An 18,930-nucleotide genomic window follows, 5' to 3' on the forward strand; every position below is an offset into this window, starting at 1 on the left:
GCTCCTACAGTGGTCATGCGCTGCCACGGGGATCGAGCGCCATCTCCCGTAGGAGCGGTCATCGGCCGCGAAAGTTGCGCCGCGGTATGCTTGCCGCCTGCGCTGGCCCCTTCGCGGCCACGGACCGCTCCTGCGGGGAGGGGGTGTGGCGCTGGTCATTGCCCCCGCGCATTCGCCGGGAAAAAAGAGTAGAGTGGCGCGCTTTTCCGATCTGCCCAAAGTTTTTCCATGAAAAGTTCCGCACCCGCTGCACCCAAGCGCTTCACCCTCAAGGTCGCCCTCTGGCTGCTCGACAGCCCCCGCCTGGGCCACAAGGTCAACGTCAAGCACCTCGCCGGACGCATGCTCAAGCAGCCCGCGCGCGAAGGCGTGGTGGTCGCGCAGAGCCGCCTCGGCCAGTTGATGTGCCGCGATTGTGGCAACGCCCGTGACCAGCGCATCGGTCAGCAACTCCTGCGGCAGGCCGCCCGCGCCGGCGATGCGGGCGCACAGAACGCACTGAGCGATCTGCGTCGCGACTGACACTCGGTTTGCCCCAGGCGGCCAATGGCCTCAGACTGCCGCTCATCGAATTCGCATGAGAGCACACCATGGCCCTGGACGTGACCAGCCTGTTGATCGGCCTGCTGGCTGCCGCCTTGCCGTGCCTGGCGCTGGCCTGGCAGCTGCAGCGCAGGAGCACCGCCGCCCTGGCCCAGGTCGCCTTGCTCGACGAGCGCCTGAGTAACGCCCAATTGGCTCAGGACGGCCTGAGCGCGCAGCTCGACGCCTGCCGCGATGAGGTCAGCGATCTGAGCCAGGCCAACTCGGCCAAGCAAGCCGAACTGGCCGGCCTGCGCCGCGAGGTCGAACTGCTGCAGAACGAACGCGACAATGCCCGCGATGCCGCCCACGCCTGGAGCCTGGAGCGCAGCACCCGGGAAACCGAGTTGCGTCGCCTCGATGCCCAGTGCGCTGGACTATCAGCCGAATTGCGCGAACAGCAGGACAGCCACCAGCAACGCCTGAACGACCTGCAGGGTTCACGGGACGAACTGCGCGCGCAGTTCGCCGAACTCGCAGGCAAAATCTTCGACGAGCGCGAGCAACGTTTCGCCGAGAACAGCCAGCAACGCCTGGGCCAGTTGCTCGATCCCCTCAAGGAGCGTATCCAGTCGTTCGAAAAGCGCGTTGAAGAGAGCTACCAGAACGAGGCCCGCGAGCGCTTTTCCCTGGGCAAGGAACTGGAGCGCCTGCAACAGCTCAACCAGCGCCTGAGTACCGAAGCCACCAACCTGACCCAGGCCCTCAAGGGTCAGAAAACCCAGGGCAACTGGGGCGAGCTGATTCTGGAGCGGGTGCTGGAGCATGCCGGGCTGGAGAAGGGCCGCGAGTACCAGACCCAGGTCAGCCTCAAGGGCCCGGATGGCGAGCGCTTCCAGCCCGACGTGCTGATCATGCTGCCCGGCGACAAGCAGGTGGTGGTCGATTCCAAGGTCAGCCTCACTGCCTATCAGCAATACATCGCCGCCGAAGACGGTGCCATTGCCCAGGCGGCCTTGAAGCAGCACGTGCTGTCGCTGCGCAATCACGTCAAGGGCCTTTCCGGCAAGGACTACAGTCGCCTGGACGGTTTGCACAGCCTGGATTTCGTCCTGCTCTTCGTGCCCATCGAGGCGGCATTCTCGGCCGCGTTGCAGGCCGAGCCCAACCTGTTCCAGGAGGCCTTCGACCGGCAGATCGTCATCGTCAGCCCGACCACCCTGCTGGCTACTCTGCGCGTCATCGACAGCCTGTGGAAGCAGGAGCGGCAAAGCCAGAACGCCCGCGAGATCGCCGAGCGCGCCGGATGGCTGTATGACAAGTTTGTGTTGTTCATCCAGGACCTCGACGAAGTCGGTAACCGCCTGCAGCAGTTGGACAAGGCCTACGGCGCGGCGCGCAACAAGCTCACCGAAGGACGTGGCAACCTGGTCAGCCGCAGCGAGCAGCTCAAACTGCTGGGCGCCCGCGCCAGCAAGAGCCTGCCGCCTGACCTGCTCGAGCGCGCCATGACCGAGGCCCATCAAGACAGCGGCGCCGAGGCCGACGCCGACGGCGTGTCAGTGCCGGCCCAGGTGCCGGTTGAGTAGCGCCCGCAAGGCCGCAGGCTTCACCGGTTTGGCCAGGTAGTCCAGGCCGGCGGCGTGCACCAGGGCGACGGTTTCGGGGCGCGCGTCGGCGCTGATCACCACGCCCGGCACCGGCTCGGCCAGCGCGGTGCGCAGCCAGGCCATCAGTTGCGTACCGGTTTCGCCCTCGTCCAGGTGGAAATCCACCAGCGCCAATTGCGGCCGCTTGCCGGCGGCCAGCAGTGCTGCGCACTCCTGGCGATTGCGTGCGGTCCATACCTCGCACCCCCAGCGGCTGAGCAAGCTGTGCATGCCCAGCAGGATGCTGTCTTCGTTGTCGACGCAGAGCACCCGTGCACCACCCAGCGGTTGGCTCATGGGCGTCGGGGCGGGCAGGGCGGTTGCCGTGTCTGCGCCGGCCAGGGGCACGGTCACACTGAACACGCTGCCATGGCCGGGCCATGAGCGCACCTGCAGCGGATGGCCGAGCACCCGGCACAGGCCGTCGGCGATCGCCAGGCCCAGCCCCAGGCCTTTCTCGGCACGGGTCTGGTGACTGTCCAGGCGCTTGAATTCTTCGAAAATCATTTCCAGCTTGTCGCGGGCAATGCCCGGGCCTCGGTCCCAGACCTCCAGGCTCAGCGCACCTGGCTTGCGCCGCACACCCAGCAGGATCGGACCGCGCCCATAGCGGAAGGCGTTGGTGAGGAAGTTCTGCAATACACGGCGCAACAGCTTGATATCGCTGTCCACCCGCAGCGCGCTGCCCCGCAGGCGAAAGTCCAGGCCCTGTTCCCGAGCCTGGGCCTTGAACTCAGGGCCCAACGCGTCGAACAGTTCGTTGAGCGCGAAGCCCTTGCGGTCCGGGCTGATCTTGCCGTTCTCCAGGCGGGAAATATCCAGCAGGTCGCTGATCAGGTCTTCGGCCGAACGCAAGGAGTTGTCCATGTGCTGCACCAGCTGGCTGGCTTCGGCCGACAGGCCCGGCTGATGGGACAGCGCTGCGGAGAACAGCCGCGCCGCGTTGAGCGGCTGCATCAGGTCGTGGCTGACCGCTGCCAGGAAGCGCGTCTTGGACTGGTTCGCCGACTCGGCATGGCCCTTGGCTTCGGTCAGCGCCTGGTTCAGCTGGGACAGCTCATGGGTGCGCTCGGTCACCCGTTGTTCCAGGCCTTCGTTGGCGTCCTTGAGCGCCTGCGCGGCTTCGCGGTAGGCGGTGATGTCGGTGAAACTCATGACGAAGCCACCGCCCGGCATCGGGTTGCCGATCAGCTCGATGACCCGCCCGTTGGGAAACAGGCGCTCGGAGGTGTGCGCGCGGCCCTGACGCATCCAGTGCAGGCGCCGGGCAACGTGTACCTGCGCCTCGCCGGGCCCGCACAGGCCGCGCTCGGCGTTGTAGCGGATGATGTCGGCAATCGGCCGGCCCACGCTGATCAAGCCTTCCGGGTAATTGAACAGCTCCAGGTAGCGGTGATTCCAGGCCACCAGGCGCAGCGACTGGTCGATCACGCTGATGCCCTGGGTGATGTTCTCGATCGCGCCCTGCAGCAGGGCACGGTTGAACTGCAGCACTTCGCTGGCTTCGTCGGCGATACGCACCACGTCTTCGAGCTGCATGTCGCGGCCTTCGATGGCCGCCTTCACCACCGCGCGCGTCGACGAGCTGCCCAGCACGCCTGCCAGCAGCCGTTCGGTATGGGCTATCCACTGGCCATCGGCATTCTGGTTGGGGTTGAAACCCTTGCCTTGCCGATAGGCGTAGCGCAGAAAGCTTTGCCGTGCGCGCTCCTCGCCGACGAAGCGTGCCGCCAGGTTGAGCAGGTCATTGATCTGCACCGCCAGCAGCGAGCGGCCATGGGGCCCGGCATTGATCTCTTGGCCGATGAATCGCCCGGCTTGCCAGTGTTCGCTGACGCGGGTACGCGAGAGCACCGAAACCCAGGCGAACAGAATGAAATTGCCGGCCAGCGACAGCACCACCCCTTGGGTCATGGGGCTGATGGGCAGGCCGAACGGGTTGCCGTGAATCCAGGCCAGGCCGGGGAACACGTCCAGCGGCAGGTTCAGGCTGTGCGCGGCCACCGGCAGCACCAGGGTGTAGAACCAGAGAAAGATGCCCACCGCCAGCCCGGCGAAAACCCCGCGCCGGTTGGCCTGTTTCCAGTACAGCGCACCGAGCATTGCCGGCGTCAGTTGGGTCACGGCGGCAAAGGCGATCTGGCCGATGGTGGCGAGGCTGGCGGTGGAACCGAGCAGACGGTAGCTGACGTAGGCCAGCAGCAGGATCACCACGATGCTCACTCGGCGGACGCTGAGCATCCACTGGCGAAACACTTCGAAGGGCCGTTCCGCGCTTTGCCGACGCAGCAGCCAGGGCAGCAGCATGTCGTTGGAAACCATGGTCGACAGCGCTACGCTGGCGACGATGACCATGCCGGTCGCCGCCGAAGCACCGCCGATGAAGGCCAGCAAGGCCAGGGCCGGGTGGGCTTCGGCCAGCGGCAGGCTGATGACGAACGAGTCGGGAATCACCGAGCTGGGCAGCAGCATCTGCCCGGCCAGGGCGATCGGCACCACGAACAGCCCGGCCAGGATCAGGTAGGCGGGAAACACCCAGCGTGCCAGGCGCAGGTCCTGCGGGTCGGTGTTCTCCACCACGGTCACGTGGAACTGCCGCGGCAGGCAGAGAATGGCCATCATCGCCACGCCGGTCTGCACCACCATCGAGGGCCAATTGATCGTCTCTTGCCAGTACGCTTCCAGGCGCGGCGCCAGCATGGCCTGGTCGAGCAGGTCCTCGAAACCGTCGTACAGTCCATAGGTGACGAAGATGCCCACGGCGAGGAACGCGAACAGCTTGACCAGCGCCTCGAAGGCGATCGCCAGGACCATGCCGCGGTGGTGCTCGGTAACGTCCAGCGTGCGTGTGCCGAACAGGATGGTGAACAGCGCCAGCACCAGCGTGACCACCATGGCGGTGTCCTGTACCCGGGTACCGGTGGCGTCGGCACCGGCGCCGATCAGCAGGTTCACGCCCAGCACGATGCCCTTGAGTTGCAGGGCGATGTAGGGCAGCACGCCGACCAGGCAGATCAGCGCCACCACCACGGCGAGGCTCTGCGACTTGCCATAGCGCGCCGCGATGAAGTCGGCAATGGAGGTGATGTTCTCCTGCTTGCTGATCATCACCATTTTCTGCTGCACCCAGGGTGCCAGCAGCATCAGCAGCACCGGCCCCAGGTAGATCGGCAGGAACGCCCACAACTGCTCGGCCGCCTGGCCCACCGCGCCGAAAAACGTCCAGCTGGTGCAGTACACCGCCAGCGACAGGCTGTAGACCCAGGCCCGTACACGGGGCGGCAGGGGCGTGCTGCGGCGGTCGCCGTAGAAAGCGATGGCGAACATTACGGCCATGTAGGCCAGGGCGACGGTGGCGATCAATCCGCTGGACAACGACATCGGTGACTCCGGAACGGGGCAGGCGGAAGCCCGGCGAAGCGGGCACCCGCCAGTCTCGCACGGCGCATGCGATGGCGTCAGCGCCGACCATGGTCGCAGCCACTGTCATCGAGTTGGGCGATAAGTGGTATAGCGTTATGCTGTGCGCCGACGATGCCGCCGCTGCCCGCGGCCTCGTCCCCCCGCCAGAGCCCAGTCCACGCGGCATCATTCAGGTACAGGATCGATGAGTCAGCAGTCGCAGTTCGCCTTGCTCGGCAAGCGCCGTTTCCTGCCGTTTTTCGTGACCCAGGCCCTGGGTGCTTTCAACGACAACATCTTCAAGCAATCGCTGATCCTGACGATCCTCTACAAGCTTGCCATCGAGGGCGACCGCAGCGTCTGGGTCAACCTCTGCGCGCTGCTGTTCATCCTGCCGTTCTTTCTGTTCTCGGCGCTGGCCGGGCAGTTCGGCGAAAAGTTCGCCAAGGACCGCCTGATCCGCGCCATCAAGCTGGCCGAGATCGTCATCATGGCGGTGGGTGCGGTCGGGTTGGCATTCGACCAACTGTGGTTGATGCTGGTCGCGCTGTTCGCCATGGGGACCCACTCGGCGCTGTTCGGCCCGGTCAAGTACTCGATCATGCCTCAGGCCCTGCGACCCGAAGAGCTGGTAGGGGGCAATGGCCTGGTGGAGATGGGCACGTTTCTGGCGATCCTGGCCGGCACCATCGGAGCGGGCATGATGATGTCGTCCGCCAACCACGCCGGCGTCGTCGCCACCGCCGTGCTGTCGGTCGCCGTACTGGGCTATGTCGCCAGCCGCAGCATCCCGCCAGTCAGCGCTGCCAATCCGGGGCTGGTGCTGGACTGGAACATCGCCCGGCAAACCTGGTTCACCCTGCGCCTGGGCCTGGGCCAGACCCGCGCGGTGTCGCGCTCGCTGGTCGGCAACTCTTGGTTCTGGTTCGTCGGCGCGGTCTACCTGACCCAGATTCCCGCCTATGCCCAGCAGTGGCTGGACGGCGACGAAACCGTGGTCACCTTGATCCTCACCGTGTTCTCGGTGGGCATCGCGCTGGGTTCGATGCTGTGCGAGCGGCTGTCTCGGCACAAAGTCGAGATGGGCCTGGTGCCGCTGGGTGCGCTCGGCCTGACGCTGTTCGGGCTGCTGCTGTGGTGGCATTCCAACGGCGTCGTGCAGGCCGCGCAGCCACAAGGCTGGCTGACGGTGCTGGGTCATGATCAGACCTGGTGGGTATTGCTGGACATCCTCGGCCTGGGGGTCTTTGGCGGGTTCTACATCGTGCCGCTGTACGCGCTGATCCAGTCACGTACCGCCACCGAGCAGCGCGCCCGGGTCATCGCTGCCAACAACATTCTCAATTCGCTGTTCATGGTGGTGTCGGCCATCGTTTCCATCCTCTTGCTCAGCGTGGCGAAGCTGAGCATTCCCCAGCTGTTCCTGGTGGTGTCGCTGGCCAATCTGGCCGTCAATGGGTACATATTCAGCGCGGTGCCCGAGTTCGCTTCGCGCTTCCTGCTCTGGCTGCGGGGTGGTTGATCGCTGCGGCGCCGCCGCTGTACCGAGCAGGCCTACAGCGATTCGGGCCGTCCCAGCACCACGCTGAGCGCGTTGCGTGCGTCGTCGAGCTGGACCAGCGTGGCATGCCGGGCACCCAGGGCATCACCGTTCTCGATGGCCGTCAGAATTGCCTTGTGCCGCGGCAGGGCCAACTCATGCAGGTTGGGCCGCTGGTTGGAATGCCGCAAGGCCTCACGCAAGGCCAGCGACAGCATGTTGCACAGGTGCGCGAGCAGGTCATTATGCGTGGCATCGGCGATCCGGCTGTGGAAATCCAGGTCCGGCTGCAGCACGTCATCGACCGACCCGGCCGCCTCCATGCGCTGGTAGGCCTCGCCGATCGAAGCCACTTCGGCCTCGGTGGCGTGCTGGGCGGCCAGCGCCGCCGCTGCCGGCTCGATGATGCTGCGCACGCTGGTCAACAGGGCGAAGAACTCGTTCTGCGGCGTGCTCTGCATCACCCAGTGCAAGACATCGGGGTCGAGCATGTGCCACTCACGGCGCGGCTTCACCACCGAACCCACCCGCGGCCTGGAGTACACCAGGCCCTTGGCCACCAACACACGGGTCGCCTCGCGCAGCACCGGACGACTGACCGCGTATTCTTCACACAGCAGGGCTTCGGCGGGCAGCCGATCGTCAGGCTTGAAGCGGCCGGAGACGATCTGCATCCCCAACTCCTGGACGATCCGCGAGTGCATGCTTTTGCGATCTGAAGGCTTGCGATAATCCATGGGGTGCATTCGGTCCTTGGGGCAGGTAATGCGCGATGATAGCACCTGCGCGCCAAGTCTTCGGACGGGGTGTCAGAGCCCTTGCTGCAGGTTCTTGCGCAGCGACAGCAGGCTGGTCTGCAGCGCGCGCAGTTCGGCACTGCTGTGGCAGCTGGCCTTGACGATGTTGAGCGGTACCGACTCGGCTTTCTCGCGCAGCGCACGACCCTGCGGCGTGAGCTCGACGATGACCACGCGCTCGTCGTCCTTGCTGCGGGTACGGCTGAGCAAGCCTTCGGCTTCCAGGCGCTTGAGCAGTGGCGTCAGCGAGCCGGGGTCGGTCAGCAGGCGAGTACTGATTTCGCCCACGGTCATGCCGTTCTTTTCCCACAACACCATCATGGTCAGGTATTGCGGGTAGGTCAGGCCCAGTGCCTGCAACAAGGGCTTGTACACCTTGGTCATCAGCAGCGATGTCGAGTACAGCGAGAAGCACAGCTGATTATCCAGCAGCAGGCTGTCGTCGGCGCTGACTGCCTCGTCGTGAGTGGATTCGGTGTTCATGCTGATCCTTTTTCCAATGGTGCAAGTGCATTAGGCGATCCGCCGTTCGCAGGTGTCGGCGCTTCGCTCGTTCCTTCGTGAAGCTGGTGTTGATTTCGAGCTACAAACACCGTGCATAGTTCGTTCGAGGTTGTGCAGCACTTCTACATCCTTCGGCGACGGTCACACTGGTAGGATGCACGGCTGGATGAGGCGCGGTGGATAGAGAGAGACAGTATGTTCGAAACATTGCTCTACATTGCCTTGGGTGCGGTGATGGGCACGCTGGGTGGGGTGTTCGGCATCGGCGGGGGCTTGATCGCGATCCCGGCACTCGGCGTGCTGTTCGGCGTGGACCAGCAACTGGCCCAGGGCACGTCGCTGGTGATGGTCGTGCCCAATGTGCTCCTGGCATTATGGCGCTATCACCAGCGTCGTCCCATACCCTGGCGCCATGCCTTGCCATTGGCCAGCGGCGGGCTGGTGTTCGCCTGGCTTGCCTCGGTGCTGGCCGCAGGGCTGGACCCGGCGTCCATGCGGGTGGGCTTCGTGGCCTTCCTGTTGGCACTGGTGATCTACAACCTTGCGCAGATGTTCCTGCGGCCGGCGAGCGGCACGGGGGCGATGCGCCATTCCTGGCCGTGGCTGGGCGTACTGGGTGGCTTTTCCGGGGTGATCGGCGGTTTTTTCGGGGTCGGCGGCGCCGTGCTGGCCACGCCCGTGCTGACCAGCGTCTTCGGGACCACCCAGATCATGGCTCAGGGCCTGTCGCTGGCCCTGGCCGCGCCCAGCACCAGTGTGACACTCCTGACCTATGCCGTGCACGATCATGTCGATTGGGCCATGGGCGTGCCGATGGCCATTGGCGGCCTGTTGAGCATCAGCTGGGGGGTGAAGATCGCCTATAGCCTGTCGGAAACGGTCCTGCGCGGCAGCTTCTGCGTGTTTCTGCTGCTGTGCGCCATCCTGCTGCTGTTCAAGGTCTGAGGCCTGGCCCACCACACCAGGTGCCGGCTCGGGTGGATTAATGCCACAATCGGCGCTTTCATACGTCGTGACGAGCCTCCAGGTGGAAGACCAAGACACCCTGCAACCCCGCGAACGCACCGAGCTCATATTGGCCGAGGTGCACGACGCCTGGGGCATGATCCGCGTGCTGGAAGTCGCCGACTACCGCTTCCTCGAATTCGGCGATGCCATCGAACAGAGCTGCACGTTCACGGCCGACCCCAGCTGGCTGGAATACGACTACACCCGCGCCATGCTGGTGGGCGCGCTTTGCCATGCGCAACCTGAAAGTGCGCTGTTCCTGGGTCTGGGTGCCGGTACCCTGACCCAGGCCTGCCTGAAGTTCCTGCCCCTGGAAGACGTCGAGTGCATCGAACTGCGCCCGGACGTGCCTCGCCTGGCCATCGAATACATGGGCCTGGAAGACGATCCGAGGCTGTACATCCGCGTCGGCGACGCGCTTGAACTGCTGCCCACTGCCGAAACCGCCGACCTGATCTTCGTCGACCTGTACACCGACCACGGCCCGGCCCCCGCACACCTGGCCTGGCGGTTCCTGGAACAGTGCCAGCAACGCCTGAACCCCGATGGCTGGCTGATCATCAATCAGTGGGCCGGTGACGACGGCAAGCCGCTCGGGGCCGCCTTGCTGCGCGGTCTCTACCAGCGTCACTACTGGGAATTGCCAGTCAAGGAGGGCAACGTGATCGTCATGGTGCCGGCCGATGTCGAGCAGGTATTGGACATGCCCGGCCTGTGCCAGCGTGCCGAGGCCCTCGCGCCCCGGCTGGGTTACTCGCTGCAGGGCCTGATCGACCTGGTGCGCCCGGCCAGCTGAGGCAGTGCGCCGCACCACTGGCGACGCTACTGGCCCTGGAACAGGGCAGGGCGCTGCTGCTGCATGGCCGCCAGACCTTCGCGTGCGTCCTCGCTGGCGAACAGGCGCCCGCTGGTTGCCGCCAACTGGAGGCTGGCGGCGCCTTCACCTTCGCTCACGGCCAGGCGTGCCGACGCCAGGGTCGCCTGCACGCCCAGCGGTGCCTGTCGGGCAATCCGCTGAGCAAGCTGCAGGGCGTTGGGCAGCAGGTCTTCGCTGGCCATCACTTCCTGCACCAGACCCAGGCGCAAGGCTTCATGGGCATCGAACTCATCGCCGGTCAGCAACCAGCGCATGGCGTTGCCCCAGCCGGCTATCTGCTGCAGGCGCAGCGTGGCGCCGCCGAACGGGAACAAGCCGCGCTGCACTTCCATCTGGGCAAAACGGGTGTTGCTCGCGCACAGGTTGATATCGGCCGCGAGCATCAGTTCGATGCCCACGGTCAGGCAATAACCCTGGGCTGCGACGATCACCGGCTTGCTGACCACCGGCCCACCCGAGACTCGCCAGGGATCGCAGCCCCCAGGGGGTACCTGCCAGCCCTGGCTCAGGCGCGTGCTCACCTCGGCCAGGTCCAGCCCCGCAGTGAAGTGCTCGCCATGGCTGAACACCAGGGCCACGCGTGCCGCCGGCTCGCGCTCGAACGCGCCGTAGGCCAGGCTCAGGGCGTCGAGCATGGGCAGGTCGAAGGCGTTGCGCTTGGCAGTACGGTCCAGGCCGATGAGCATGACGTGCTCGCGCAGCTCGCAGCTGACCTTGCCGGGGCAGGGGGTAGGCATGACGGCATCCTCGGAATGGTTTGAATGAAAGGTTTCAGCTGCCGCACCTGCGCAGGCGCCTCTGCTAAAATAGACTGCGCCGCCGATTCGCGCAAAGCCCGTGTGGCTCAGGCGTGCACGCGGCACGATGGTTCAAAAAAGTCTCACGTCGCGGCCATTTTCAGGTATAGTGCGCGCCGGTCTTTAACCAGGCCACGTTTAGGTAGCGCAATCCCCCGAAGACAGCTTCGGCTGCATGTCCGTTCCGCGGACTCTCCCTAACGATTCTTTCATTCAATCGTTTTCGCAAATCCCCGCCGACAAAGCTGCCAGGGTGACTCTCGAGTCTTACAAGGCATGCGCAGCTTTGGAGCATGGGTCTTTGCGGATGCACTTAGAGGCAGACCCATGACCCAGGAAATCGGCGGCTTCGCCGCTCTCGAACTTCATCCGAACATTGTTGCTGCTGTAGTCGCTACCGGCTACGAAGAGCCTTCGGCTATCCAGCAACAATCGATCCCGATCATTCTCGCCGGTCATGACATGATCGGCCAGGCGCAGACAGGCACCGGCAAGACCGCGGCCTTCGCTCTGCCGATCCTGCATCGTATCGACCCGAGCAAGCGCGAGCCGCAAGCCCTGATCCTGGCGCCAACCCGTGAGTTGGCGCTACAAGTAGCCACTGCATTCGAAACCTACGCCAAGCAGATGCCTGGCGTTACCGTAGTGGCCGTGTACGGCGGTGCCCCGATGGGCCCGCAGTTGAAAGCAATCCGCAACGGCGCGCAAATCGTCGTCGCCACCCCCGGCCGTCTGTGCGACCACCTGCGTCGTGACGAGAAAGTCCTCGCCACCGTGAACCACCTGGTGCTCGACGAAGCCGACGAAATGCTCAAGCTGGGCTTCATGGATGACCTGGAAGTCATCTTCAAGGCCATGCCCGAGACTCGCCAGACCGTACTGTTCTCGGCCACCTTGCCGCAGTCGATCCGCGCGATCGCCGAGCGTCACCTGCGTGACCCCAAGCACGTCAAGATCCAGACCAAGACTCAGACCGTCACCGCGATCGAGCAGGCTCACCTGCTGGTTCACGCCGACCAGAAGACCTCGGCTGTCCTGCGCCTGCTGGAAGTCGAAGAATTCGACGCCCTGATCGCCTTCGTGCGCACCAAGCAAGCCACGCTCGACCTGGCCAGCGCCCTGGAAGCCAAAGGCTACAAGGCCGCGGCACTCAACGGTGACATTGCCCAGAACCAGCGTGAGCGTGTCATCGAGTCGCTCAAGGATGGCCGCCTGGATATCGTCGTCGCCACCGACGTCGCTGCCCGTGGCCTGGACGTACCGCGCATCACTCACGTGTTCAACGTCGACATGCCGTACGACCCCGAGTCCTACGTGCACCGTATCGGTCGTACCGGCCGTGCCGGTCGCGAAGGCCGTGCGCTGCTGCTGGTCACCCCGCGTGAACGCCGCATGCTGCAGGTGATCGAGCGCGTGACCGGGCAGAAGGTTGCCGAGGTTCGCCTGCCTAACGGCCAGGCCGTGCTGGATGCGCGCATCAAGAAGCTGACCAACAGCCTGGCTCCGCTGGTCGCAGACGCCGAAAGCACTCATGGCGAGTTGCTCGATCGCCTGACCGCCGACATCGGTTGCACCCCGCGCGCCCTGGCCGCAGCCCTGCTGCGCAAGGCCACCAATGGCCAGGCGTTGACCCTGGATGCGGTCGAGAAGGAGCAGCCTCTGGTTCCGACCAGCGCTCCGCGCGAACGCACCAGCAGCGGTGATCGCCCTGAGCGCAGTGACCGTGAGCGCCGCGCGCCAATGCCCCTGGGCGAAGGCCGCGCACGCTGCCGTACGGCCCTGGGTGCTCGCGACGGCATCGCCGCGAAGAACCTGCTTGGCGCCATCCTCAACGAAGGCGGGCTGGCCCGTGAAGCCATCGGTCGCATTCAGGTGCGCGACAGCTTCAGCCTGGTCGAGCTGCCGGAAGATGGTCTGGAGAGTCTGTTGAGCAAGCTCAAGGACACCCGTGTCGCTGGCAAGCAGCTGAAACTGCGTCGCTATCGCGAAGACTGATTGCCCATAGTCTTCAGGCATAAAAAATCCCCGACTGGTTCGGGGATTTTTTTTGTCTTGATCGCGGCTCGTTCATCGCCAGCTCGAGCTCGCTCCTGTGGGAGCGGGCTCTGCCCGCGAAGCAGACACCGCCGATCAATCAGTTCTTGGCTGGCGGCACTTGGGTAGCCGGAGTGGTACCTGGTGCGACCGGCATGCTCGAATCGGACTTGGTAGCTTCCTGAGCTGCAGCCTTGTTCGATTCCATGGCCGCTTCGTTGGCCTTGGCGTTTTCCTTGGCGGCGTCATTCATCTTGTCTTGAGCCGAATCCATTTTCTCTTGCGCTTCCTGACGGTGCTCGGCAGCGTCCTGGGCCTTGTCTTCGGATTTCTTGTCGCAGGCAGCCAAACCAAGGGTGGCAGCCAGCATCAGGGAGTAAGCGAGTGTCTTGCGCATGATGTTTCTCCTTATTGGGTATCTACGAGGCTAAGAGGGTGTGCGCCGGATATAAGTTCCGTCACTGCGGTTATATATAAGTATCGGATCGCAATGAGGTTTTTCCATGACCTTGCTGTACCGTTCAAGCATCCACCCGGTTTTCACGGTGGCCTTGGGTGAAAAGATCGATGCACGAGCCCTGGCTGGCTCGCCTGTCGAAGCCACCCTTGAAATCCCGATCGGCGGCCCCATCTCCTTGTCATCCCGCCGCTCATCGGCGGCACCTGCCATCTGATTGGAGTTTGATGACCATGAGTGTGGAAACTCAAAAGGAAACCCTGGGCTTCCAGACCGAGGTGAAGCAACTGCTGCACCTCATGATCCATTCGCTGTATTCCAACAAGGAAATCTTCCTTCGCGAATTGATCTCGAACGCCTCCGACGCTGTCGACAAGCTGCGTTTCGAAGCGCTGGCCAAGCCTGAGCTGCTCGAAGGTGGCGGCGAGCTGAAAATTCGCATCAGCTTCGACAAGGACGCCAAGACCGTCACCCTGGAAGACAACGGTATCGGCATGAACCGTGACGATGTAGTGACCCACCTGGGCACCATCGCCAAGTCCGGCACCGCGGACTTCATGAAGAACCTCACCGGCGACCAGAAGAAAGACTCGCACCTGATCGGTCAGTTCGGCGTGGGCTTCTATTCGGCCTTCATCGTCGCCGACCAGGTTGACGTGTACAGCCGCCGCGCCGGCAGCCCTGCCAGCGAAGGCGTGCATTGGTCCTCCAAGGGCGAGGGCGACTTCGAGGTCGCCAACGTCGAGAAGGCCGAACGCGGCACGCGCATCGTTCTGCACCTGAAAAGCGCCGAAGATGAATTCGCCGATGGCTACCGTCTGCGCAACATCATCAAGAAGTACTCCGACCACATCGCCCTGCCGATCGAGCTGCCCCAGGAAAGCTCGCCCGCCGAAGGCGACGAGGCACCGGCGCAGGAGTGGGAAACCGTCAACCGCGCCAGCGCCCTGTGGACCCGTCCGCGTACCGACATCAAGGACGAGGAATACCAGGAGTTCTACAAGCACGTCGGTCACGACTACGAGAACCCGCTGAGCTGGAGCCACAACAAGGTCGAAGGCAAGCTGGAATACACCTCGCTGCTGTACGTACCTGCGCGCGCGCCGTTCGATCTGTACCAGCGCGAAGCACCGCGTGGCCTCAAGCTCTACGTGCAGCGCGTGTTCGTCATGGACCAGGCCGAATCCTTCCTGCCGCTGTACCTGCGCTTCATCAAGGGTGTGGTCGACTCCAACGACCTGTCCCTGAACGTTTCGCGCGAGATCCTGCAGAAAGATCCGATCATCGACTCGATGAAGACGGCGCTGACCAAGCGTGTGCTCGACATGCTCGAGAAGTTGGCCAAGAACGAACCCGAGCAGTACAAGGGCTTCTGGAAGAACTTCGGCCAGGTCCTCAAGGAAGGTCCTGCGGAAGATTTCGCCAACAAGGAAAAGATCGCCGGCCTGCTGCGCTTCGCTTCCACCAGCGACGACAGCGGCGAGCAGAGCGTTGGCCTGGCTGACTACCTGGCCCGGGTCAAGGAAGGTCAGGACAAGGTCTACTACCTGTCCGGCGAGTCCTACGCACAAGTCAAGAACAGCCCGCACCTGGAAGTCTTCCGCAAGAAAGGCATCGAGGTGCTGCTGTTGACCGATCGTATCGACGAGTGGCTGATGAGCTACCTGACCGAATTCGACGGCAAGGGCTTCGTCGACGTTGCCCGTGGCGACCTCGACCTGGGCAAGCTGGATTCCGAGGAAGACAAGAAAGCCCAGGAAGAAATCGCCAAGGACAAGGAAGGCCTGGTCGAGCGCCTGAAAGCGGCGCTGGGCGATTCGGTCAGTGAAGTGCGGGTTTCCCATCGCCTCACCGATTCGCCGGCGATCCTGGCCATCGGCGAGCAGGACCTGGGCATGCAGATGCGCCAGATCCTCGAAGCCAGTGGGCAGAAGGTGCCGGACTCCAAGCCGATCTTCGAATTCAACCCCAACCACCCGCTGATCGCCAAGCTGGATGTGGAGCAGAGCGAAGATCGTTTCGCCGACTTCTCCCATATCCTGTTCGATCAGGCGGCCCTGGCGGCCGGTGACAGCCTCAAAGATCCTGCCGGTTACGTTCGACGCCTGAACAAGCTGCTGGTCGAGTTGTCCGTTTAAACAGTCCAGGTAAAAAGCTCGCTTCGGCGGGCTTTTTCGTTTTCAGTCATGACCTTTTGGAGATGCAAGCGTGAGCACATTGACCGTTCAATCCGTTGTCTACCAAATCGACGGGCAGGCGTACGAAAGCCGCCTGGTTTACGACACCGATATCGTGTCGCCACGTCCGGGCCTGGTGATGGCGCCGAACTGGATGGGCGTCAGCGAAGGTGCCGAACGCATTGCCCAGTCGGTGGCCGCCAAGGGCTATGTGGTGTTGCTGGTCGACTTGTATGGTCAGGGCGTGCACCCGGGCAACAACGATGAAGCGGCGGCTGCCATGATGCCGCTGAAGAACGACCGTGCCTTGCTGCGCAAGCGCATGCAGGTTGCGCTGCAGCAACTGCACGAGCAGACGCATGCCGCTGTCGATCCGGCGCAATCGGCGGCCTTCGGTTTCTGCTTCGGCGGGTGCTGTGCGCTGGAGCTGGCACGTACCGGCGCGGCGCTCAAGGCAACCGTCTCGTTCCATGGCACGCTCGACACGCCCAACCCGGCCGATGCCCATGACATCAAGGGTTCGGTCCTGGTGCTGCACGGCGACGCCGATCCCCTGGTGCCTGCCGAACAGCTGCCGGCCTTCCGCTCCGAGATGAACTCGGCGGGTGTGGATTGGCAGTTGACCAGCTACGGCGGAGCCTACCATTCGTTCACCGACACCGAGGCCAACAACCCGGGTGTGCAGATGTACGATGCCAAGGTCTCGGCTCGCGCCTTTCAGGCCATGCACAACCTGCTCGAGGAAGTGTTTCAGGCCTGATTCGCAGGCCCATGGGGGCGGTACGTGGCCGCGAAGGGGGGCGAACCGCCACCCAGGTGTCTGGCTGCTAAGCCTCGGCCAGGTACGTCTCGATATCGATCACTGCACTGGTCATCAGCTTGTGCACCGGGCAGTGGTCGGCCACTCGGTCCAGGTCATGACGCTGCGCTTCCGTCAGGTTGCCGAGCAAGGTGAGCTTGACCTGCAGGCGGTATTTGCCGGTGGGCTCCTCGCTCGCATCACGTTTGACCTCCACATTCACACCCGTGAGCGGGATGTTCTTGCGCTGGGCATAGAGCTTCAGGGTCAGGGCCTTGCAGGCACCCAGTGCGGCGTCGAAATAGTCATGGGGAGAGGGCGCCGAACCTGCCCCACCCAGGGCTTCCGGCAAGTCGGTGTGAAAAGAGTGGCGGCCATCGATGTCGATGCTGTGGCGAAATCCGTCGCCAGGTTCGGTAGTCACGGTGATAGCCATGGAAATCCCTTCGTTGGTGTGCTCGAGTCACACTGTATAGAGGGTTGCGCCATCCGGGGGGTTCAACCGCAGTCAATCGACCGATTTCAGGCAAAAAAAACGGCGCCCGCAGGCGCCGTCCTTCAGTAGGGCTGCTAGCCTTACTGACCCTGCCAACGCTTGAGTACCAGCGTGGCATTGGTACCGCCGAAGCCGAAGCTGTTGCTCATCACGGTATTGATTTCGACGTTTTCCTGGGTGACGGTCTGCACTGGCAGATCGGCCACGGCAGGGTCCAGTTCGTCGATATTGGCTGACCCGGCAATGAAGTTGCCTTCCATCATCAGCATGCAGTAGATGGCTTCGTGCACGCCAGCGGCGCCCAGCGAGTGCCCGGACAGGCTCTTGGTCGAGCTGATGGCCGGATACTTGCCGGCGAAGACTTCCCGCACACCCTTCATCTCGGCCACGTCGCCCACCGGTGTGGAGGTGCCGTGAGTGTTCAGGTAGTCGATCGGGGTATCGACGGTGGACAGCGCCTGCTGCATGCAACGGATGGCGCCTTCGCCGCTTGGCGCGACCATGTCGTAGCCATCCGAGGTGGCACCGTAGCCAACGATCTCGGCATAGATGTGGGCACCACGGGCCAGAGCGTGTTCCAGCTCCTCGACCACTACCATGCCGCCGCCGCCGGCGATGACGAAGCCATCGCGGTCGCTGTCGTAGGCACGCGACGCTTTTTCAGGCGTGTCGTTGCGCTTGCTGGAAAGGGCACCCATGGCGTCGAACAGGAACGACTGGCTCCAGTGTTCCTCTTCGCCGCCGCCGGCGAACACCACGTCCTGCTTGCCCATCTGGATCTGCTCCATGGCCGTACCGATGCAGTGCGCGCTGGTGGCACACGCCGAGGCGATGGAGTAGTTCAGGCCCTTGATCTTGAAAGGGGTGGCCAGGCAGGCCGAGACGGTGCTGCTCATGGTTCGGGTGACCCGGTACGGACCGACGCGCTTGACGCCTTTCTCGCGCAGGATGTCCAGCGCTTCCATCTGGTTCAAGGTAGAGGCGCCGCCCGAACCGGCGATCAGGCCGGTACGCGGGTTGGAAACCTGCTCGTCGGTGAGGCCGGAATCCTTGATGGCATCCTGCATTGCAAGGTACGCGTAGGCGGCGGCATGGCCGACGAAGCGGTACACCTTGCGGTCGATCAGCTCTTCCAGGTTGAGGTCGATGGAACCGGAAACCTGGCTACGCAGACCCATTTCGGCATATTCCGGGTTGAAGCGGATGCCAGGGCGGCTTGCACGCAGGTTTGCGGAGACGGTGTCTTTGTCATTGCCCAGGCACGAAACGATGCCCAGACCAGTGATAACAACGCGGCGCATGCGGATAACCCTTAGAAATTTTCGGTGGATGTAAAGACGCCGACCCGAAGGCCGTCGGCGGTGTAGATCTCGCGGCCGTCGACGCTGACCGAGCCATCGGCGATGGCCATGTTCAGCTTGCCCTTGAGCACGCGCTTGATATGAATGTTGTACGTGACCTTCTTGGCCGTCGGCAGCACCTGGCCGAAGAACTTCACTTCACCCGAACCCAGCGCACGGCCACGGCCCGGCAGGTCCTGCCAGCCGAGGAAGAAACCCACCAGCTGCCACATGGCATCCAGGCCGAGGCAGCCCGGCATCACCGGATCGCCCTCGAAGTGGCAAGCGAAGAACCACAGGTCCGGATTGATATCCAGCTCGGCGACCAATTCACCCTTGCCGTACTTGCCACCTTCGGCGCTGATATGGGTGATGCGGTCCACCATCAGCATATTCGGGGCGGGCAGTTGCGCGTTACCTGGGCCGAACAGCTCGCCACGACTGCAGCGCAGCAGATCTTCCCGAGTAAAGGCGTTTTGTTTGGTCATGCGAGCTCCTCAATAGTCCCTGGTGGCAGGGGGCAGATCTTCC

The 18,930-nt window shown here is 63.8% G+C and carries 15 protein-coding genes and 2 pseudogenes; 9 read left to right on the plus strand and 8 right to left on the minus strand.

What is annotated here, in order from left to right:
* The first annotated feature begins 228 nt into the window (after positions 1 to 228).
* Positions 229 to 522 carry a sel1 repeat family protein gene (locus IFT75_RS06895; RefSeq protein ID WP_122479144.1) on the plus strand — a complete coding sequence of 98 codons (294 nt, stop codon included), beginning with the start codon at positions 229 to 231 and terminating at the stop codon, positions 520 to 522.
* 182 nt (positions 523 to 704) lie between these two features.
* Entirely contained in the window at positions 705 to 2,111 is a 1,407-nt protein-coding gene (gene rmuC / locus IFT75_RS06900; protein WP_185794194.1) for a DNA recombination protein RmuC, read from the plus strand.
* Here the strand turns inward: rmuC and IFT75_RS06905 are convergent.
* Positions 2,082 to 5,552, minus strand: coding sequence for a hybrid sensor histidine kinase/response regulator (locus IFT75_RS06905; protein WP_192053975.1), 3,471 nt, complete (start codon positions 5,550 to 5,552; stop codon positions 2,082 to 2,084). The two genes, rmuC and IFT75_RS06905, sit on opposite strands and share 30 nt — an antisense overlap.
* Before the next feature lie 226 nt (positions 5,553 to 5,778).
* On the opposite strand from IFT75_RS06905, the pseudogene IFT75_RS06910 reads away from it, so the two are divergent.
* Positions 5,779 to 7,083 (plus strand): annotated as a pseudogene (locus IFT75_RS06910) (MFS transporter); the annotation flags it as partial.
* A gap of 44 nt (positions 7,084 to 7,127) precedes the next feature.
* Here the strand turns inward: IFT75_RS06910 and IFT75_RS06915 are convergent.
* Both IFT75_RS06915 and IFT75_RS06920 read right to left on the minus strand, forming a co-directional pair.
* Positions 7,128 to 7,850, minus strand: coding sequence for a FadR/GntR family transcriptional regulator (locus tag IFT75_RS06915; protein ID WP_122479140.1), 723 nt, complete (start codon positions 7,848 to 7,850; stop codon positions 7,128 to 7,130).
* Between the two features lie 72 nt (positions 7,851 to 7,922).
* The gene (locus tag IFT75_RS06920) at positions 7,923 to 8,393 is read right to left on the minus strand and encodes a MarR family winged helix-turn-helix transcriptional regulator (protein WP_185793835.1); all 471 of its coding nucleotides are present in this window, start codon (positions 8,391 to 8,393) and stop codon (positions 7,923 to 7,925) included.
* 216 nt (positions 8,394 to 8,609) lie between these two features.
* Between IFT75_RS06920 and IFT75_RS06925 the strand changes: the two genes are divergently transcribed.
* Together IFT75_RS06925 and IFT75_RS06930 are read left to right on the plus strand one after the other, a co-directional pair.
* Positions 8,610 to 9,359: a sulfite exporter TauE/SafE family protein gene (locus IFT75_RS06925; protein ID WP_192053977.1), complete on the plus strand. Its 750-nt coding sequence runs from the start codon at positions 8,610 to 8,612 to the stop codon at positions 9,357 to 9,359.
* A gap of 157 nt (positions 9,360 to 9,516) precedes the next feature.
* Positions 9,517 to 10,218: a spermidine synthase gene (locus IFT75_RS06930; RefSeq protein ID WP_244652726.1), complete on the plus strand. Its 702-nt coding sequence runs from the start codon at positions 9,517 to 9,519 to the stop codon at positions 10,216 to 10,218.
* A 26-nt stretch (positions 10,219 to 10,244) separates the two neighbouring features.
* Here the strand turns inward: IFT75_RS06930 and IFT75_RS06935 are convergent, their stop codons facing one another.
* The gene (locus tag IFT75_RS06935) at positions 10,245 to 11,036 is read right to left on the minus strand and encodes a crotonase/enoyl-CoA hydratase family protein (protein ID WP_192053981.1); all 792 of its coding nucleotides are present in this window, start codon (positions 11,034 to 11,036) and stop codon (positions 10,245 to 10,247) included.
* Positions 11,037 to 11,389: 353 nt separating this feature from the next.
* Between IFT75_RS06935 and IFT75_RS06940 the strand changes: the two are divergent.
* A pseudogene (locus IFT75_RS06940) lies at positions 11,390 to 13,091 on the plus strand (DEAD/DEAH box helicase).
* A 139-nt stretch (positions 13,092 to 13,230) separates the two neighbouring features.
* Here IFT75_RS06940 and IFT75_RS06945 read toward each other — a convergent pair.
* Positions 13,231 to 13,527 carry a hypothetical protein gene (locus tag IFT75_RS06945; protein WP_122479134.1) on the minus strand — a complete coding sequence of 99 codons (297 nt, stop codon included), beginning with the start codon at positions 13,525 to 13,527 and terminating at the stop codon, positions 13,231 to 13,233.
* A gap of 106 nt (positions 13,528 to 13,633) precedes the next feature.
* On the opposite strand from IFT75_RS06945, the gene IFT75_RS06950 reads away from it, so the two are divergent.
* The 3 genes from IFT75_RS06950 to IFT75_RS06960 all read left to right on the plus strand — a co-directional run bounded on the left by IFT75_RS06950 (position 13,634) and on the right by IFT75_RS06960 (position 16,524).
* The gene (locus IFT75_RS06950; protein ID WP_192053983.1) at positions 13,634 to 13,804 is read left to right on the plus strand and encodes a hypothetical protein; all 171 of its coding nucleotides are present in this window, start codon (positions 13,634 to 13,636) and stop codon (positions 13,802 to 13,804) included.
* A gap of 16 nt (positions 13,805 to 13,820) precedes the next feature.
* Entirely contained in the window at positions 13,821 to 15,725 is a 1,905-nt protein-coding gene (gene htpG / locus IFT75_RS06955; protein ID WP_192053985.1) for a molecular chaperone HtpG, read from the plus strand.
* Between the two features lie 70 nt (positions 15,726 to 15,795).
* Positions 15,796 to 16,524 carry a dienelactone hydrolase family protein gene (locus IFT75_RS06960; RefSeq protein ID WP_122479133.1) on the plus strand — a complete coding sequence of 243 codons (729 nt, stop codon included), beginning with the start codon at positions 15,796 to 15,798 and terminating at the stop codon, positions 16,522 to 16,524.
* 67 nt (positions 16,525 to 16,591) lie between these two features.
* Here the strand turns inward: IFT75_RS06960 and IFT75_RS06965 are convergent, their stop codons facing one another.
* The 3 genes from IFT75_RS06965 to fabA all read right to left on the minus strand — a co-directional run bounded on the left by IFT75_RS06965 (position 16,592) and on the right by fabA (position 18,887).
* Positions 16,592 to 16,999, minus strand: a complete 408-nt coding sequence (locus IFT75_RS06965) for an OsmC family protein (RefSeq protein WP_122479132.1) — start codon at positions 16,997 to 16,999, stop codon at positions 16,592 to 16,594.
* Between the two features lie 140 nt (positions 17,000 to 17,139).
* Complete coding sequence (gene fabB, locus IFT75_RS06970; protein WP_122479131.1) at positions 17,140 to 18,360, minus strand: beta-ketoacyl-ACP synthase I; 1,221 nt, start codon at positions 18,358 to 18,360, stop codon at positions 17,140 to 17,142.
* An 11-nt stretch (positions 18,361 to 18,371) separates the two neighbouring features.
* A complete protein-coding gene (gene fabA, locus IFT75_RS06975; protein ID WP_122479130.1) occupies positions 18,372 to 18,887 on the minus strand; it encodes a 3-hydroxyacyl-[acyl-carrier-protein] dehydratase FabA in 516 nt (171 codons plus the stop codon).
* Positions 18,888 to 18,930 lie beyond the last annotated feature (43 nt).

Source organism: Pseudomonas sp. CFBP 8758, from assembly GCF_014841725.1.
In the GTDB taxonomy this organism is placed as follows: Bacteria; Pseudomonadota; Gammaproteobacteria; order Pseudomonadales; family Pseudomonadaceae; genus Aquipseudomonas; species Aquipseudomonas baltica.

Excerpts from the sequence above, each read along its gene's own strand:
- htpG (WP_192053985.1), top strand. The coding sequence starts at position 13,821 with ATGAGTGTGGAAACTCAAAAGGAAACCCTGGGCTTCCAGACCGAGGTG.
- fabB (WP_122479131.1), bottom strand. The coding sequence starts at position 18,360 with ATGCGCCGCGTTGTTATCACTGGTCTGGGCATCGTTTCGTGCCTGGGC.
- IFT75_RS06925 (WP_192053977.1), top strand. The coding sequence starts at position 8,610 with ATGTTCGAAACATTGCTCTACATTGCCTTGGGTGCGGTGATGGGCACG.
- IFT75_RS06965 (WP_122479132.1), bottom strand. The coding sequence starts at position 16,999 with ATGGCTATCACCGTGACTACCGAACCTGGCGACGGATTTCGCCACAGC.
- IFT75_RS06920 (WP_185793835.1), bottom strand. The coding sequence starts at position 8,393 with ATGAACACCGAATCCACTCACGACGAGGCAGTCAGCGCCGACGACAGC.
- IFT75_RS06935 (WP_192053981.1), bottom strand. The coding sequence starts at position 11,036 with ATGCCTACCCCCTGCCCCGGCAAGGTCAGCTGCGAGCTGCGCGAGCAC.
- IFT75_RS06915 (WP_122479140.1), bottom strand. The coding sequence starts at position 7,850 with ATGGATTATCGCAAGCCTTCAGATCGCAAAAGCATGCACTCGCGGATC.
- IFT75_RS06930 (WP_244652726.1), top strand. The coding sequence starts at position 9,517 with ATGATCCGCGTGCTGGAAGTCGCCGACTACCGCTTCCTCGAATTCGGC.
- IFT75_RS06950 (WP_192053983.1), top strand. The coding sequence starts at position 13,634 with ATGACCTTGCTGTACCGTTCAAGCATCCACCCGGTTTTCACGGTGGCC.
- IFT75_RS06895 (WP_122479144.1), top strand. The coding sequence starts at position 229 with ATGAAAAGTTCCGCACCCGCTGCACCCAAGCGCTTCACCCTCAAGGTC.
- IFT75_RS06945 (WP_122479134.1), bottom strand. The coding sequence starts at position 13,527 with ATGCGCAAGACACTCGCTTACTCCCTGATGCTGGCTGCCACCCTTGGT.
- fabA (WP_122479130.1), bottom strand. The coding sequence starts at position 18,887 with ATGACCAAACAAAACGCCTTTACTCGGGAAGATCTGCTGCGCTGCAGT.
- IFT75_RS06905 (WP_192053975.1), bottom strand. The coding sequence starts at position 5,552 with ATGTCGTTGTCCAGCGGATTGATCGCCACCGTCGCCCTGGCCTACATG.